This is a genomic window from Rhodanobacter sp. Root480 (genome assembly GCF_001426645.1).
GTDB lineage: Bacteria > Pseudomonadota > Gammaproteobacteria > Xanthomonadales > Rhodanobacteraceae > Rhodanobacter > Rhodanobacter ginsenosidimutans.
In genome coordinates this window covers 179,066-194,824 of the sequence record NZ_LMEX01000001.1, presented here as the reverse complement: position 1 = coordinate 194,824, position 15,759 = coordinate 179,066, and the positions used below count along the sequence as shown (strand labels likewise).

Below are 15,759 nucleotides of genomic sequence, written 5' to 3'. Positions count from 1 at the left end.
CAACAAGAAAGCCGGGCGGCGCAGCGAAGAAGGGGGATCGATCCATAGGGCGAAGGATGCCGCCCAACGCGTTCACTTTTTGTGACATGCGGCCACCGGCGGTGCTTCAGTATTCATCCTGGCGCAGACGGATGGCGCCACTGCGCGCCCTACCCCAAAAAAAGAAAAAGCCCGGACTGGCCGGGCTCGTTCTTCGCAATGTCGTGGTTCAATCGCCGTAGTAACCGTCGTCACGGATGTAGCGCGTGTTCGACGAATCGGTATAGACCGTGCGGGTCTCGACCACGCGACGGGTAACCACCGGCGCACTCTCATAGATCACCGTGCGCGGCTGGCTGTACACCACCGGCTGTTCGTAATACGTGGGCCGCGTGGCGTCGTTGATCAGGCCGATCACCGCGCCGGTAACGATGGCGCCGGCGATCCAGCGGCCGCCGCTCCAGTGCCCACCATGGTAACCATGGCCATAGCCGTGCCCGCCACGGTAGTAATGCCCGCTGTAATGACCGCCGTGGTAGCCACCGTAGTGACCTCCATGCCCGCGCGCCGAAGCGCCCAGCGGCATGGCCACGGCAGCCAACACTGCCAGGCTGAGGGCCGCGAATTTGCCGGTAACGCCGAAACGCTTGGTCATGAGGTTTTCTCCGTTGTACGGCGTAATGCTCATCCGCGAACGCTTAATATGGACTGAAAGGTTCACTTTTTGATGCGCGCCGTATCCCAGGGGTTGATACCCGGGTCGGGCTTGCGTCGGCGCAGCAGCCAGCAACCGTGGATATCGGTCCGGCGGGCGAAGTCGAACGGGATGCTGGGCGCGGTCCAGTCCTCGATCTCGAAGTGTGTTTCCAGCGCCTCCCGGTCCAGCTTGAAGCGGCGGAAATTGTTGGAGAACACGATCACGCCGTCGCGGGTCAACCGCTCGTTGCAGGCTTCGAGCAGCTTCACATGGTCGCGCTGCACGTCGAAATCCTCGGCGCGCTTGGAGTTGGAGAAGGTGGGCGGGTCAACGAAGATCAGCCCGTAATGGCCGCGGTCGCGCTGCAGGAAATCCAGCGCGTCGAACTGCATCAGCCGGTGGCTGGCACCGCTGAAACCGTTCAGCGCCAGATTGCGCGACGCCCACTCCAGGTAGGTCGCCGACAAGTCCACGCTGGTGGTTTCCAGCGCACCGCCCGCCGCCGCGTGCACGCTGGCGGTAGCGGTATAGGCAAACAGGTTGAGGAAGCACTTGCCGTCGGCCAGTTCGCGCACCTTCGCCCGCACCAGTCGATGGTCGAGGAACAGGCCGGTATCGAGGTAATCGGTAAGGTTGACCAGGAACTTCAGCCCATCCTCCTCCACCTCGATGAACTCGTTGCGCTGGTCGAGCTGGCCGTATTTGGAGCCGCCCTTGCCGCGCTCGCGGGTCTTGATCGCGATGCGTTCGCGCGGCACGCCCAGCACCTCGCCGGCCACGCGGGCGATCTCGCGCAAACGCAGGCGCGCCACATCGGGCGGCACGTCGGCAGGCGCGCGGTACTCCTGGATGTGCAGGTGATCGTCGCCGCTGGTGTCGCCGTAGACGTCGATCGCGGCGGCGTATTCGGGCAGATCCTGATCGTAGGCGCGCCAGCAATGGATGCCTTCGCGATTCAGCCGCTTGCGCAGGTGCTTGACGTTTTTCTCCAGCCGGTTCTTCAGCATCTGCGCGCCGGCCGACAACGGCTTGGGATCGCGCGGCGCGGTGTCGCGGGGCTTGAGGTCGAACGTCAGCAACACGGTTTCCAGCGCGCCGTTGTAAAGCACATAGCGCTTGTCCGCATGCAGTTGCATCGCCCGGCCCAGCTCCACGTCGCCGGCCAGCACGGCGCCGCGCCAGCCGTTGAAATGGGCACGCAGCGTTTCGCCCAGGGCGCGGTACAGCTTCGGCATCTCGGTGCGGTCGCCAAGCCGTTCGCCATACGGCGGGTTGGTGATCACCAAGCCCGACGTGAGGCCCGCGGGCGGCCTGGCGTGGGTCACGTCAAGCCGATCCAGGGTGAAGAACCCGGCGACGCCCGCTTCCTGCGCATTGCGTTTGGCCGTCTGGATCATGCGCGGGTCGGCGTCGCTGCCGAAGAACTCGCTGCGCAAGGCGCGCAGGCCCGTTTCAGCGCGCTGGCGCGCTTCGTCCAGCAGGCCGCGCCACAGCGCAATGTCGTGTTGTTGCCAGCCCAGGAAACCGAAATACTCGCGACGCAGGCCAGGCGCCACGTCGGCCGCCATCAAGGCGCCTTCGATCAGCAAGGTGCCCGAACCGCACATGGGGTCGAGCAGTGCGCCGCCGGCGGCATAGATTTCCGGCCAGCGCGCGCGCAACAGCATCGCGGCGGCCAGGTTTTCCTTCAGCGGCGCCTCGCCCTGCAGTTCGCGCCAACCGCGACGATGCAGCGGCGAGCCGGCCAGATCCAGCGACAACGTGGCGCGATCGCGGCGCAGCCGCACGTTGATGCGGATGTCCGGCTCGTCGGTGTCGATGCCGGGACGGTTGCCATCGCGCTGGCGGAACTGGTCGACCACCGCATCCTTCACCCGCAGCCCCACGAATTGACTGTGGGTGAGCTTGCTCAGCGCGGTACCCGCATCCACGGCGAAGGTGCCGTGCGCCGCCAGGTGCTGGCTCCAGTCGATCTGCTGCGCACCGCGATAAAGCGCATCCTCGTCGGCCGCATCGAACTCGGCCAGCGGCAGCAGGATGCGGCTGGCCAGGCGCGACCACAGGCACGCACGGTAGGCGGTTTCCAGCGTGCCGGAAAAATGCGAACCGGCCAGCGTCTCGCGCACGTCGCTGGCGCCCAGCGCGATCAGCTCATCGCGCAGCAGGTATTCCAGCCCCTTGGGGCAGGTGGCGAAATAAGCGCTCATGCGGTGGCCGCCACGGTGTCGAGCAACAGGCGGAATTGCGCCGCGATGGCCGGCATGCTGGCGCCCAGGCGGTGGTCGTCGTCCAGCATCAGCAACGGCAGCCGGCTGGTGGCGGCAAACGCCTGCACATCGCCTGCGGGGCAGACTTCATCGCGCCAGCCATGAATCAGCATCGTGGGCACGTCGCGGCGCATATCCAGCGCGTGCGCGTAACCGGGGATCGCCGGCGGCGTGGCCAGCAGCAACAAACCGGCCACCGGCACCGCCAGCGATACCAGCGCGGAAGCGAACGCGCCCATGCTGGAACCGACCAATACGGGGGGCGCGTCCAATGCCTCGATCGCCGCCCGCAGACGGGAGATGCGTGGTGCGACCGAACCGGCGTGGCCGTGCGCGTCATCGGCGCCGTAATCGGGTCGCTGGGTATGCCAGCCCAACGATTCGGCCAGCGCGGCAAGCGCGCTGACCTTGGTGGCATCCGGGCTGGAATCGGAACCATGCGAAAGTATGACGTGGCCGCGCATGGCGGGCTCCTGAAACGCGGAATGCAAGGCGCGCATGGTAACAGGCGGCGTTTGCGGCCGACCGCATGCGAAACTGCCGCCATGAACCTGAGTATCCACGAGCAGCCGCTGCCTTACATCGACCTGCTGCCCGCGCGGGCCGCCGACGCGATCGATCTGGTGGTGATCCACTGCACCGAACTGCCCGACCTTGCGATGGCCCGCGAGTACGGCGAGCGCGTGCTGCACGCCAGCGGCACGGGCAACAGCGGCCATTACTACATCGACCGCGACGGCGCGATCTACCGCTATGTGCCGGGTGATCGCGTGGCCCACCATGTGCGCGGCCACAACGAGCACTCGATCGGCATCGAGCTGGTCAACCGGGGGCGCTATCCCGACTGGTGGGATTCGCGGCGGCAGGCCATGACCGAGCCCTACCCCACCGTTCAGCTCGACGCCTTGCGCGCACTGCTGGCGCAGTTGCGTGCGGCGTTCCCCAACCTCAAGCGGATCGCCGGCCACGAGGATCTGGATACGGCGATGATGCCCGCGACCGACGATCCCGCGCTGGAAATCCACCGCAAGCTCGATCCGGGGCCGATGTTCCCGTGGGACGTGGTGCTGCGGGATGGCGCGCTGGAGCGGTGGCACGGTTGATCCGCCGTCCCAGGCCTCTCCGCGCCGCCGCCGAAACCCCTTTCCGTATAATCGGCGGTTTCGCCGCGCAACAGGTCTCCCCCGATGGCCCCGAACCACGTCACCGAACTGGTTGAATTGCTGCAACTGGAGCGGCTGGAGGACAACCTGTTCCGCGGCCAGAGTCGCGACATCGGCACCCGCTTCGTTTTCGGCGGGCAGGTGCTGGGCCAGGCGCTGGCGGCGGCGCAGCAGACGGTGGACGTGGCGCGCGAGGCGCACTCGCTGCATGCGTATTTCCTGCGCGCCGGCGACATCGAGGCGCCCATCGTCTACAACGTGGAGCGCACCCGCGACGGCGGCACGTTCTCGTCGCGGCGGGTGGTCGCGATCCAGCACGGCCAGCCGATCCTGAACGGGTCGATCTCGTTCCAGTTGCCCGAACGCGGCGTGGAGCACCAAACCACGATGCCTGAAGTGCCCGCGCCCGAGGACGTGGAGCCGCTGCATCCGCTGCCGCCCGATGAGCTGGAACGCCTGCCGGTAAAGCTGCAGCGCTGGCTGGGCATCGATGGCCCGTTCGAGTTTCGCCAGGTGTGGCCGCGCGACGAGCGCCACCCGGCCAAGCGGCCGCCGATCCAGCACATCTGGTTCAAGCTCACCTCGCCGATCGACGACGCGGCCATCCTGCATCGTGCGCTGCTGGCGTACGCCTCGGATTTCCATCTGATCGGCACCGCCACGCTGCCGCACGGCATTTCCTACCTCACCCACAACGTGCAGATGGCCAGCCTCGACCATGCGCTGTGGTTCCATCGCCCGTTCCGCGTCGACGAATGGCTGCTCTACTCGTTCGACAGCCCCACCGCCCAGGGCGGGCGCGGGCTGGCGCGCGGGCAGATCTTCAGCCGCGATGGCACCCTGGTGGCGTCGACCGCGCAGGAAGGCCTGATCCGGCTCCGGGCGGAGTAAACGCCCCCGGCATGTTGTCGCGCGGGTTGTTTTCAGCGGCCTGCTAGACTGCCCGGATGCGCCTGATCTATACCTCTCCCCGTGCCGAAAACATCGATCGCGTGGTCGCCTTGCTGGCCGAGAACGACATCGAAAGCTCGGTTACCAACCGCTCCAGGTACAACCGGCCCAGCTACGATCGCTTCAGCTATTCGCAGCAGTTCGACGACCGTGACCGCTGGCCGCAAGTGTGGGTTACCCGCGCCGACGACTACACCCGCGCCCGCATGCTGCTGCGCGACCTGGGCATCGAGCCGGTGATCCGCCACGGCGAGGAGCTGGCCCAGGCACGCAACCCCTCGCCCACCACGAAGCGCAAGAACGCCGTGGCGCGGGCGCGCCGGATCGCACTGGCCGTGCTGCTGGCGGCGTTCGCGATGGTAATGCTGCGCTACATGCACGTGATCTGAGTTCCGCCTCTTGTGTGGGAGCGGCTTCAGCCGCGATGCTTTTGGCTTGTCGCGGCTGCTCCTGCACATGCCGCGCGGAGAGAGGCATAGAATCAGCCGATGCGCTCCGAACAAGTCCGCCTGTTCCAGACCCTGCCGCACCCCTGCGGGTATTTCGCGGAGCGCAGCGCGCAGAACCTGGTGATCGACCCGGCCGCGCCGCAGCTCGATGCCTTGTACGGCCCGGCACTGGAACGCGGTTTTCGCCGCGCCGGCGGGCATCTGTATTTTCCCCACTGCCCGCAATGCAACGCCTGCACGCCGTGTCGCGTCGATGCGGAAAACTTCCGCCCGGACCGCTCGCAGCGGCGTTGCCTGAAGCGTAATGCCGACCTCACCGTGATCGAGGCGATGGCCGGCTACACCGACGAGCGCCACGCGCTGTACGCAACCTACCTGAAAAGCCGTCACCCCGATGGCGGCATGGACGATGCCGACCCCACCGATTTCAGCCGCTTCCTGACCGCACCGTGGAGCCCCACCCTGTTCCTGGAGCTGCGCCTCGGCCCGCGCCTGCTGGGCGTGGCCGTCACCGACGTGTGCTTGGGCGGACTGTCTGCGGTCTACACGTTCTTCGACCCAGCCGAGCAGGCGCGCAGCCTGGGCACCTTCGCCATCCTGCAGCAGATGGAACTGGCCCGGCGTCGCGCCGTGCCCTGGCTGTACCTGGGCTTCTGGATCGAAGGTCATCCGAAGATGGACTACAAGCGCCGCTTCCGTCCGCTGCAGGTGCGCCACGCCGATGGCTGGTCGACACTGCCGTAGGAACGCACCGAAGTACGCGAGCTCTTGCTTTAGCGAATCCCGAATCCCACGAAAAGCGTCGCGCACTTCGGTGCGCTCCTACACGGCGGTTTCGTTGGCCTTCGGATATGGGAACAGCTTTTCCAGCGGAATCGACAAGCCGTCATCACCCACCACGCGGCAATGGCCGCGGTTGAGCTGGCGCGGTTCGGCCACGCCGCAGCTGTGCGCGATGATGCCCACTTCGTGCATCACGTTGCGGGCGTAGTGGAAGACACGCTCGCTCTTGTCCGACACCACCAGGCCGCGCTGCAGCTTCGGGTTTTGCGTGGTGATGCCCGTGGGGCAGGTATTGCGGTTGCACTGCAGCGACTGGATGCAGCCCAGCGCCAGCATGAAGCCGCGGGCGGAATTGACGAAATCCGCACCTACCGACAGCGCCCACGCCACGTCGTAGGCGGTGACGCATTTGCCCGAGCAGACCACCTTGATGCGCTGGCGCAGCCCTTTGACGATCAGCATGTCCAGCAACGCCGGCAGTGCCTCGTGCAACGGCAACCCCACGCCTTCCATCAGCGTCTGCGGTGCCGCGCCGGTACCGCCTTCGGAGCCGTCGACGATGATGAAGTCCGGCGCGCTGCGGATACCGCGGCGGGCGATTTCGTCGCACATCTCGCCGATCCAGTCGGCGCCACCCAACACGGCCTTGAAGCCCACTGGCTTACCGGTGAGTTCGCGGATATGGACGATCGCATCGAGCAGCTCATGCACGTTGCCGATATCCAGATGACGGTTCGGGCTTTGCGAATCCTCGCCCATCGGAATGCCGCGGATGGCCGCGATCTCGGCGGTGACCTTCGCCCCCGGCAACAGGCCGCCCATGCCCGGCTTCGCGCCCTGCCCCAGCTTGATGCTGACCATCTTCACCTGTTCATGGGCGCAGACCGCCAGCAGCTTGTCGTCGTCCAGCTTGCCCTCGGGCGTGCGCACACCGTACTTGGCGGTACCGATCTCGAAGATGATGTCGCAGCCACCTTCCAGGTGGTACGGCGCCAGCCCGCCCTCGCCCGTATCCATCCAGATGCCCGCCTTGGCCGCGCCGCGTGACAGCGCGCGCACGGCCGGCGCGGACAGCGCGCCGAAGCTCATCGCCGAGATGTTGAAGAAGGCCGCGTGGCTGTAGGGCTGGCGCGCATACGGGCCGATGGTGACCGGCACCGGTTCGACGTGGTCCTCGCCCAGATTCGGGAACGGCGCGTTGACGAAAAACGGTACGCCTTCGCCGCGCAAGTCGCGGCTGGAGCCGAACGCGCCGGTGTTGTCCACGTTCTTGGCCGCGCGGTACACCCAGGTGCGTTGCGCGCGGTTGAACGGCATCTCCTCGCGGTCGCTGGAATAAAGGTATTGGCGAAAGAACTCGCCCAGGTGCAGGAACCAGTAACGGAAGTGGCCGATCACCGGGAAATTGCGCAGCACCGCATTGCCGGTCTGGTTGCGATCCACCAACCAGGTCACCAGCAGCACCACCACGAACAACGCCAGCAGCAACAGGAACAGTGCGGCAAAGGTCTCGACCAGAACGATCAGCCAATGCGCGAAACCGGTGGATGGCATGTCTTGCTCCCGTGCAGGTGAATCGGATGTGGCGGCCTACAGCTCGACGCGCAAACACGCCGCGGCGCGCACGGCCTTGGCGACCGCCGCCTCCAGTGTATCGGCTCGGGCCAGGGTGACCGCCATGCGGCGGCGCCCGCTGACGGCTGGCTTGCCGAACAGGCGCAGTTGCGTATCCGGTTCGGCCAGCGCCTCGGCCACGCCGTGGTAACGCGGCCCGGCACCATCGCCCTCCACCAGCACCGCGCACGACGCTGACGGGCCGAACTGGTGGATCACCGGGATCGGCAGGCCCAGGATCGCCCGCGCATGCAGCGCGAACTCGGAGAACTCCTGCGAGATCATCGTGACCAGGCCGGTATCGTGCGGCCGCGGGCTCACCTCCGAGAAGATCACCGTGTCGCCCTTGACGAAAAACTCCACGCCGAACACACCCCAGCCACCCAGCGCGCCGGTGATCGCCGCCGCCTGCCGCTGCGCCTCGGCATGGGCGGCCGGGCTCATGGGTTGCGGCTGCCACGATTCGCGGTAATCGCCCTGCTCCTGCCGATGGCCGATCGGCGCGCAGAAGCTCACGCCGTTTACATGCCGCACCGTCAACATGGTGATCTCGTAGTCGAAATCGACGAAACCCTCCACGATCACCCGGCCCTTGCCCGCGCGGCCGCCCGATTGCGCGTACGCCCAGGCTTGCGGCAATTCGCTGGCGTCGCGCACCACGCTCTGGCCCTTGCCCGACGAGCTCATCACCGGTTTGATCACGAACGGGTAGCCGATGGTGGCAGCCGCCTCGCGGTACTCGGCCTCGTCATTGCAGAAGCGGTACGGCGAGGTGGGCAGCTTCAGTTCCTCGGCGGCCAGCCTGCGAATGCCTTCGCGATCCATCGTGAGCCACGCGGCGCGGGCAGTGGGGATCACCCGCTGGCCTTCCTTCTCCAGCTCGATCAGGGTCGGGGTGTGGATCGCCTCGATCTCGGGCACCACCAGGTCGGGTTTTTCCAGCTCGATCACGGCCCGCAGCGCCGCGCCATCGAGCATGTCGATCACGTGGCTGCGATGGGCCACCTGCATGGCCGGCGCGTCGGCGTAGCGATCCACCGCGATCACCTCCACCGCGTAGCGCTGCAGCTCGATCGCCACTTCCTTGCCCAGCTCGCCCGCGCCCAGCAGCAGGACGCGCAAGGCGTGGCTGGAGTGCGGCGTACCGAATGGTTTCATGGGGTGTTCCAGGGTGGCAAACCGGCATTGTATGCGGCCACGTGCGTGTGGACAGCGGCCGGGAATGGGGAATGGGGAATGGGAAAAGCAAAAGACAAAGGCAAAAGCCTCGTCGCCGCGGCAGCTTTCGAACCGGCGAAAGAGCGCTCTTCCGATTCCCTATTCCCTATTCCCCATTCCCGGCGGCGCCATTGGCGGCACCCAGGCGGCGCAGCGGGCGGCCGTCGTTGGCGTCGTAGACCACCAGTTCGCCGGAAGCTTGATCGACGACCAGCAACCAGTCGTGATCCGCATCGCTCCAATGCATCAGCGGTGCTATCGGCGTTGCCGACGTCGTGTTGTCACTGCCGGTGACGGGCGGCCACAGAAGTTGCAGCATCCCTGCCGCCAGCAACGCAAAGCCGAGCCACGGTACGAGCCGCCAGAATCGCGACGGGCTGATCGTGTGCGCATGCCGAAGGGCGATCTGCATGTTCATGCCGACAGCGTCCCACCGCCGGATGACAGCACGATGTCACCCGCTGGAACTATGTGTTACCGCGGCGCAGCGACAGCCCCAGCGCGATCCAGCCCGCGATGAACGCCAGCCCGCCCAGCGGCGTCACCACACCGACCCAGCGCGGCGCACCCAACGCCAGCGCGTAAAGACTGCCGCTGAACAGCACAATGCCGAGCGCGAACGCGCCCACCGCGAAGCAGCCGCTGCGGCCGCGCCCCAACCCCACCGCCAGCACCAATGCCAGCGCGTGCCAGGCGTGGTAATCGACCGCGGTGCGCCACAGCTCGCGGTGTTGCGGGTCGAGCACCTGGCGCAAGGCATGCGCACCGAACGCGCCCAGCATCACCGCACTGGCGCCGGCCAGGCCGGCCAACAGCGCAAGCGGGGTACGGACAGGTTGTCGCGGCATGGGGAAATTTCCGGGTTGGCGGAGCCGGCGCAGGGGCCGGTGTCGTATGCTGGAAGGGATCAGAACACCGGATTTTCGCATGAAGCCCCGCTACCTGCTGTGCCTCCCCCTGCTGTTGCTGCTTGCCATGGGCGCCTTGCTCGGCGGTTGCCGCAGCGAACCGCTGCCCCTGCGCCTGACCAATATCAGCGGGCACATGCCGGATCTGGATTTCAAGCTTACCGACGACAACGGCAAGGCGGTGACGGGCGCGGATTATCGCGGCAAGGTGGTGCTGCTGTACTTCGGCTACACCCACTGCCCGGACGTCTGCCCGCTGACCCTGGCCCAGCTCCATGTGGTGATGCAGCGGCTGGGGCCATTGGCCGACGGTGCGCGCATCCTGTTCGTCAGCGTGGACCCGGCGCGGGACACGCCCGCCATCATGCACGCCTACGTCAACGCGTTCGACAAGCGCGCGGTAGGCCTGGTGGGAAGCGCGCGCGCGGTCGAGGCGCTGAGCAAGCGCTATCGCTCCGCCTTCACCCGCGAGCCGGGCGATGCCGACGGCAATTACGAGGTGAGCCACAGCTCGGCCATCTACATCTTCGATCGCGAGGGCAAGGCGCGCCTGCTGGCCACGCCATCCGCCTCGCAGGACGACCTCGTCCACGACCTGCATCTGCTGCTCGACACCGGAGCCACGCCATGAAGCCGACCCGACGGCCGTTCCTCAACGCTGGCTTGTTGCTGGCCGGCCTGTTGCTGGCCGGCGGCGTGCAGGCCACGGCGGCCGACCACGTCCACGCCAGCGATGCGTGGATCCGCGTGCTGCCCGGCGCGCTCCCTGCCGGTGCGTACGTGACGCTGCACAATGACAGCGCGCAACCCGTGGCGCTCACTGGTGCCACTAGCACGGCGTATGCCGAGGTGATGCTGCACCACAGCTCAACCGCCGGCGGGATGAGCCGCATGAGCATGGTCGACACGCTGACCGTGCCGGCACATGGCGAAGCGGTGCTGGCCCCGGCCGGCTATCACCTGATGCTGATGAAGGCGAAAACCCCGGTAAAACCCGGGGACACCGTCAAGCTCACGCTGAAGTTCAGCGACGGCAGCACCCTGGCCACCGACTTCGCGGCACGCCCGGCCAATGCCATCGATGCAGGCGAGCCACACGCGGGGCACTGAGCGGCAAAACCGTTACGCCGAACGGCTCGCCTCGACCCGGCGCGGTTGCGGCCTTCGCGGCAGCCGGCCATTGCGTGACAGCCGCAGCCACTGGCGCATGGCCATCATCGCGCCGATCGATTCCAGCAAGGCCGACGGCACCCAGATGATGACGCCGCCGATCAACTGCCCGGTGAGCACGTTGAAGGTGAAGGCGCGGCCGCAGATCTCGAAGATCGGGTACAGGTCGGTGTGCGAGAACGTGATGATGGCGCCGGCAATGATCTGCGGCGTCATGGTGATCCCCGGCGACAGCACCCGAAGCCCCGCGGTCATCCGCCCCGGCGGGTGCGGCCGGTGATCGAGCACCAGCGACCAGTAGGCGAAACCGCTGATCAACATGCTCCAGTTCATGAAGCGGTAGATGCGCCAGTCCAGCATCGCCAGCGTCTGCATCGAGGGGATCAGCCACACCAGGATGAAGCCGATGAACAGCACCGTCGCCACGGTGGGGTTCAGCAGCACGCCAGTCACCACGCGCCACGGCCACGAGCGACGCAACGGCACCCACAGGCGCATGCGCCATGAAAACGGCATGCCCGCACGCAACACCGTGCCAGGAAACGCGGTGACGATCAGCAGCGGCGCCAGATGATGCAACAGCAATTGCTGGATGCGATGCACGAAAAACTCGTGCTCGGCGAAGTAATCAAGATAGGTGTGCAGCGACAGGTAGATGATCGCCATGCCGGTCCAGAACGCCAGCTTGCGGCTGAAACTCACCGACATCCGGCGGCTGCCACGCCAGTACAGCACGCAGGTCAGCACGAAAGTCGCCAGGAAGATCCAGGAGAACTCCCACGGCACGATCCATTTCAACAACGTTGCAATCAACTCAGGCCACCACGACGAATCCGCGCACCGGCGAGCGCGATCCCGCCAGCATAGTCGGGCGCGGCGCCGGAATCCTCCCCGCGGCGCCCGCCACGTTGCGGCAGATTGCCGCCCTCACGAGCGCCGGCGCCGACTGTGCCGTGCGCGCCGCCAGCCGTACAGCAGGCCGATCAGGATCACCAGCGCCGGCACCAGCACGATATTGATGAACTTCAGGCGCAGGCCCAAGGCATCGATTTCGGCATTGAGCTGATGCTGGACGTTGCGCAGTTCGGTGTGGATCGCCATCTGGCGCTGGCGGAATTGTTCGATCTCGCGCCGCTGCTCGACGGTCACCGTATCGCCGCTGCCGCCCTTGGCCGGCTGCAGCTCCTCCAGCCGGCGGCGGGTATCGGCCAGCTCGCGCTCCAGCTCCTGCTTCTTCTGCAGGAATTTCTGGTTGGCCGCGTTGCGCAACGCCTCGACGCGGGTGAAGGGGCGTTGCGACGTGGCGCGGCCGCGGATCGAAAGCAGCGCCGACGAACCGCTGAGGTTGTCCACCATGTTGGCGATGAAATCACCGTTGTTGGCGAACGCGCTCAGCATCGGCTGGCCGAGGATGGTCTGTGTCTCCACCCACAGCCGGTCGCTGAGCAGGTCCGTATCGGCCACCAGCACCACCTCGGCGTTGCTGCGTGAACTGGCCAGATGGCCGGGCTCGCCGGCGCGCTCGGGAAAGGCACTCTGGAACGGCCCCTGCAGCCGCGCCGCCAGCACGTAGTGGATGTTGTCGGGTCGGTAATCCTGCAGCAGCGAGGCCGGGTCGGCGGTGGCCTGTATGGTGCGCTGGGTGGAAACCGCCTCGGCGTCGCCGGTGCTCTGCAACAACGGAATCAGCCGCGTGCCGGCATCGGGCGCAAGGTCGAAGTAACCGGCGGTGGACAGGTTCACCCGCTGCAGGCTGGCGGTGATCACGTCGTTGCGATTGAGCTCCTGCGCGCCCAAGCCCAGCATCGCCGGATGGTTGAGGCTGCTTCCGGCCAACTCGATCTGCAACGCACGCGAACGGTCGAGCACGACCTGGCGCGGGTCATACACCACCCCCCACGCCGCGAACATCCGCGGCAGGTCGGAGCTGTGTTCCGGCAACGCCGCGCCGACGTCGTACGGCGAGCTCTGCAGCTGCTCGGCATCGGGGTCCACAAACACCGCCAGGTGGCCGCCGCCGAGCAGGTACTGGTCGATGGCGTACAAGGCATCGCTCGACAAATGCGTCGGCTGGATCAGCCAAAGCATCTTCAGGTTCGGGTCAACCCGCTTCAATTGCGCGGGGTCCAGCATGCGCAGGTCGAACAACTGGCTCAGCTGCTGCACCGCCGCCCAGGGTTGCTGGCCCAGGACGGGTTTGCCCTCCACCGGCAACGAGCTGATCACGCCGATCGGCGGCTTGCGCGTCTGATCCAGCTCGTACAGCAGCTTGGCGATGTCGTATTCCAGGAACGCTTCGCGCGCCGGGTCGAAGAACGCGATGCTCAGCGCCTTCTCCGGCACCTGGTTGACCACCTCGTTGTCACCGTCGCCGGCCAGCCGGTTGCCGGCCAACCCGAAGAACACCCGTTCGCCGTTGCTGCCGCCGCTGGCCGCCGTCAACCCGCTGCCTTCGGCATTGGCCTCGTCATCGGAATACGGCACGGGGTCGATGATCTGCAAGCGGATGCGGCCATGCGCACGCGCCACCATTTCCTGCAGCATCTCGCGTACGCGCTGCTCGTAGCTGCGCAGTTGCGGCAGGTCGCGCGTGGCGTGCTCGGAAAAATACAGGGTGAGTTTCAACGGCTGCCGCAGACCATCGACGATGTGCAACGTGCCGGGCGAAAGCGTGTAGAGATGGTCGGAGGTGAGATCGATGCGCACCGCATGCATCCAGCGGCTGGTGGTGACGATCAACGGCACGAACACCAGCACCAGCAAAACCAGCGCGGCGTACAACAACGAGCTGCGCGTCAACTGGCGCGGCCGGGTCAGGAAGGCGGGAAGGTGCAGGCGCGGCATCGTTCAGCGCGTCCTTTTCAGGTCGAGCAGCAACACGCCGGCGGCGAGCCAGCCCACGATGCTGAGCAGGAAATACAGCAGGTCGCGCAGGTCGAGCACGCCGCGGGCGATCGAGCCGAAGTGGCGCAGCATGCTCAGGTGCGCCACCGCGTTGATCAACCGGCGCGGCAAGGTGCCCTGGAAAAACTCCAGCACCTGCGGCTGGCCGACCAGGATCAACAGCACGCAAACGAGCGCCGTGAGGATGAATGCGATCACCTGGCTGCGCGTCAACGCGGACAGGCAGGCGCCGATCGCCACGAACGTGCCGGCCATGAACCAGCTGCCGAGATAACCGGCCAGGATCACGCCGTTGTCGGGCGAGCCGAGGTAGTTGACCGTGATCCAGATCGGAAACGTCAGCCCCAGCGCCAGCCCGATGAACAGCCACGCGGCGAGGAACTTGCCCAGCAGCGCCTGCCACAACGTCACCGGCAGCGTCAGCAGCAGTTCCAGCGTGCCGCCCTTGGCTTCCTCGGCCCACATGCGCATGGTGATCGCGGGCACCAGGATCAGGTACAGCCACGGATGCATCACGAAAAACGGCTGCAGGTCGGCCTGCCCGCGTGCATAGAAATCGCCGGCATAGAACGTGAGGATGCCGGCAAGCACCAGGAAGATGACCAGGAACACATACGCCACCGGCGTCACGAAATAGCTGCGCAACTCGCGGCGCATCACCGCATTGATCGGGCTCATGCGACGTCCGCCGTGCCGGTGGTGATCTGCCGGAAAACCTCGTCCAGCCGCCCACGTTCGAGCTGGATCTCCGACACTTCCAGCCCCTGCTCGCGCAACAGCGTCTGCACCGGCTCCAGGATGCGTATGCCGGGCTTGGGGAACACGGTGATGCGGCCGTCCAGCGGGTCGACCTCGATCGCGGCGACCTGCGGCAACCGCCCCAGCATCTCCTGCGATACGCCGCTGCCCGGCGCGCTGAACGATACCGCGCCGTGGTAGCGCGACCGCGCCTCCAGTTCCGCGGGCGTGGCATCGGCCAGCAAGGTGCCCTGGGCGATGATCACCACGCGGTTGCACAATGCGTGCACTTCTTCCAGCAGGTGCGTGGAAATGAGGATGGTGCGCTCGCGCGCCATGGTGTCGATCAACTGGCGCACGGCGTGCTTCTGGTTCGGATCCAGGCCGTCGGTGGGTTCGTCCAGCATCAGCACCGGCGGGTCGTGCAGGATGGCCTGGGCCAGGCCGACCCGCCGCCGCAAGCCCTTGGACAACGTGTCGATGCACTGCTCCAGCACGTCATCCAGTTGCAGCAGGTGCACGACCTCGTCGACGCGCCGATAACCGACTTCCGGTTTCAGTTGGCGCATGCGCACGATGAACTGCAGGAATTCGCGTACCGTCAATTCACCGTAGCTGGGTGCGCCTTCGGGCAGATAGCCCAAGGCCCGCTTCGCCTTCAACGGTTCGCGCCGGATATCGTAGCCACACACCCGCGCGGTGCCGGAGGTCGGCGCCAGGAAACCGGCGATCATCCGCATGGCGGTGGATTTGCCCGCCCCGTTCGGGCCCAGCAGCCCCAGCACCTGGCCCGGTTCGGCGCGGATGCTCAACGCATCCACCGCGGTGAGGTGGCCATAGCAACGGGTGAGCTGGTCGGTTTCTATCATGTCCGGTCGACGATCGGGAACAGTGGCTGCGCACGAAGCGCTGCCGTAC

General features: G+C 66.5%; 17 protein-coding genes. 6 read left to right on the top strand and 11 right to left on the bottom strand.

Annotated elements, in window-relative coordinates; genetic code table 11:
- Positions 1-208: 208 nt before the first annotated feature.
- The 3 genes from ASD22_RS00985 to ASD22_RS00975 all read right to left on the bottom strand — a co-directional run bounded on the left by ASD22_RS00985 (position 209) and on the right by ASD22_RS00975 (position 3,407).
- Positions 209-634 carry a hypothetical protein gene (locus ASD22_RS00985; protein WP_056077723.1) on the bottom strand — a complete coding sequence of 142 codons (426 nt, stop codon included), beginning with the start codon at positions 632-634 and terminating at the stop codon, positions 209-211.
- Between the two features lie 62 nt (positions 635-696).
- Positions 697-2,883, bottom strand: a complete 2,187-nt coding sequence (gene rlmKL / locus ASD22_RS00980) for a bifunctional 23S rRNA (guanine(2069)-N(7))-methyltransferase RlmK/23S rRNA (guanine(2445)-N(2))-methyltransferase RlmL (RefSeq protein ID WP_056077721.1) — start codon at positions 2,881-2,883, stop codon at positions 697-699.
- Positions 2,880-3,407, bottom strand: coding sequence for an alpha/beta fold hydrolase (locus ASD22_RS00975; protein WP_056080739.1), 528 nt, complete (start codon positions 3,405-3,407; stop codon positions 2,880-2,882). Before ASD22_RS00975 ends, rlmKL begins: the two co-directional genes overlap by 4 nt.
- Positions 3,408-3,488: 81 nt before the next feature.
- On the opposite strand from ASD22_RS00975, the gene ASD22_RS00970 reads away from it, so the two are divergent.
- The 4 genes from ASD22_RS00970 to ASD22_RS00955 all read left to right on the top strand — a co-directional run bounded on the left by ASD22_RS00970 (position 3,489) and on the right by ASD22_RS00955 (position 6,250).
- Positions 3,489-4,046: an N-acetylmuramoyl-L-alanine amidase gene (locus tag ASD22_RS00970; RefSeq protein ID WP_056077718.1), complete on the top strand. Its 558-nt coding sequence runs from the start codon at positions 3,489-3,491 to the stop codon at positions 4,044-4,046.
- 84 nt (positions 4,047-4,130) lie between these two features.
- The gene (locus tag ASD22_RS00965) at positions 4,131-4,997 is read left to right on the top strand and encodes an acyl-CoA thioesterase II (protein WP_056077716.1); all 867 of its coding nucleotides are present in this window, start codon (positions 4,131-4,133) and stop codon (positions 4,995-4,997) included.
- A 56-nt stretch (positions 4,998-5,053) separates the two neighbouring features.
- The gene (locus tag ASD22_RS00960) at positions 5,054-5,446 is read left to right on the top strand and encodes a hypothetical protein (protein ID WP_056077713.1); all 393 of its coding nucleotides are present in this window, start codon (positions 5,054-5,056) and stop codon (positions 5,444-5,446) included.
- Between the two features lie 99 nt (positions 5,447-5,545).
- Positions 5,546-6,250 carry an arginyltransferase gene (locus ASD22_RS00955; protein ID WP_056077708.1) on the top strand — a complete coding sequence of 235 codons (705 nt, stop codon included), beginning with the start codon at positions 5,546-5,548 and terminating at the stop codon, positions 6,248-6,250.
- A gap of 78 nt (positions 6,251-6,328) precedes the next feature.
- On the opposite strand, the gene ASD22_RS00950 is transcribed toward ASD22_RS00955, so the two are convergent.
- From ASD22_RS00950 to ASD22_RS00935, 4 genes are all read right to left on the bottom strand, one after another.
- On the bottom strand, positions 6,329-7,843 hold the full coding sequence (locus tag ASD22_RS00950; RefSeq protein WP_056077705.1) for an FMN-binding glutamate synthase family protein: 1,515 nt from the start codon (positions 7,841-7,843) through the stop codon (positions 6,329-6,331).
- 36 nt (positions 7,844-7,879) lie between these two features.
- Positions 7,880-9,061 carry a formate-dependent phosphoribosylglycinamide formyltransferase gene (gene purT, locus ASD22_RS00945; RefSeq protein ID WP_056077702.1) on the bottom strand — a complete coding sequence of 394 codons (1,182 nt, stop codon included), beginning with the start codon at positions 9,059-9,061 and terminating at the stop codon, positions 7,880-7,882.
- Positions 9,062-9,227: 166 nt separating this feature from the next.
- Positions 9,228-9,539 (bottom strand): hypothetical protein, encoded by a 312-nt coding sequence (locus tag ASD22_RS00940; protein ID WP_235577463.1) that lies wholly within the window; start codon positions 9,537-9,539, stop codon positions 9,228-9,230.
- Positions 9,540-9,588: 49 nt separating this feature from the next.
- A complete protein-coding gene (locus ASD22_RS00935) occupies positions 9,589-9,969 on the bottom strand; it encodes a DUF423 domain-containing protein (protein ID WP_056077698.1) in 381 nt (126 codons plus the stop codon).
- Positions 9,970-10,048: 79 nt separating this feature from the next.
- Between ASD22_RS00935 and ASD22_RS00930 the strand changes: the two genes are divergently transcribed.
- Positions 10,049-10,660, top strand: a complete 612-nt coding sequence (locus ASD22_RS00930; RefSeq protein WP_056077696.1) for an SCO family protein — start codon at positions 10,049-10,051, stop codon at positions 10,658-10,660.
- A complete protein-coding gene (locus ASD22_RS00925; RefSeq protein ID WP_056077693.1) occupies positions 10,657-11,139 on the top strand; it encodes a copper chaperone PCu(A)C in 483 nt (160 codons plus the stop codon). The genes ASD22_RS00930 and ASD22_RS00925 overlap by 4 nt, the downstream gene beginning before the upstream one ends.
- 12 nt (positions 11,140-11,151) lie before the next feature.
- On the opposite strand, the gene ASD22_RS00920 is transcribed toward ASD22_RS00925, so the two are convergent.
- The 4 genes from ASD22_RS00920 to ASD22_RS00905 form a co-directional block, all read right to left on the bottom strand.
- Positions 11,152-12,012 carry a cytochrome c oxidase assembly protein gene (locus ASD22_RS00920; protein WP_056077690.1) on the bottom strand — a complete coding sequence of 287 codons (861 nt, stop codon included), beginning with the start codon at positions 12,010-12,012 and terminating at the stop codon, positions 11,152-11,154.
- A gap of 114 nt (positions 12,013-12,126) precedes the next feature.
- Positions 12,127-14,043 carry a Gldg family protein gene (locus ASD22_RS00915; protein ID WP_056077687.1) on the bottom strand — a complete coding sequence of 639 codons (1,917 nt, stop codon included), beginning with the start codon at positions 14,041-14,043 and terminating at the stop codon, positions 12,127-12,129.
- Between the two features lie 3 nt (positions 14,044-14,046).
- A complete protein-coding gene (locus ASD22_RS00910) occupies positions 14,047-14,781 on the bottom strand; it encodes an ABC transporter permease subunit (protein WP_056077685.1) in 735 nt (244 codons plus the stop codon).
- Positions 14,778-15,710, bottom strand: coding sequence for an ABC transporter ATP-binding protein (locus tag ASD22_RS00905; protein ID WP_056077683.1), 933 nt, complete (start codon positions 15,708-15,710; stop codon positions 14,778-14,780). Before ASD22_RS00905 ends, ASD22_RS00910 begins: the two co-directional genes overlap by 4 nt.
- Between the last annotated feature and the right edge of the window lie 49 nt (positions 15,711-15,759).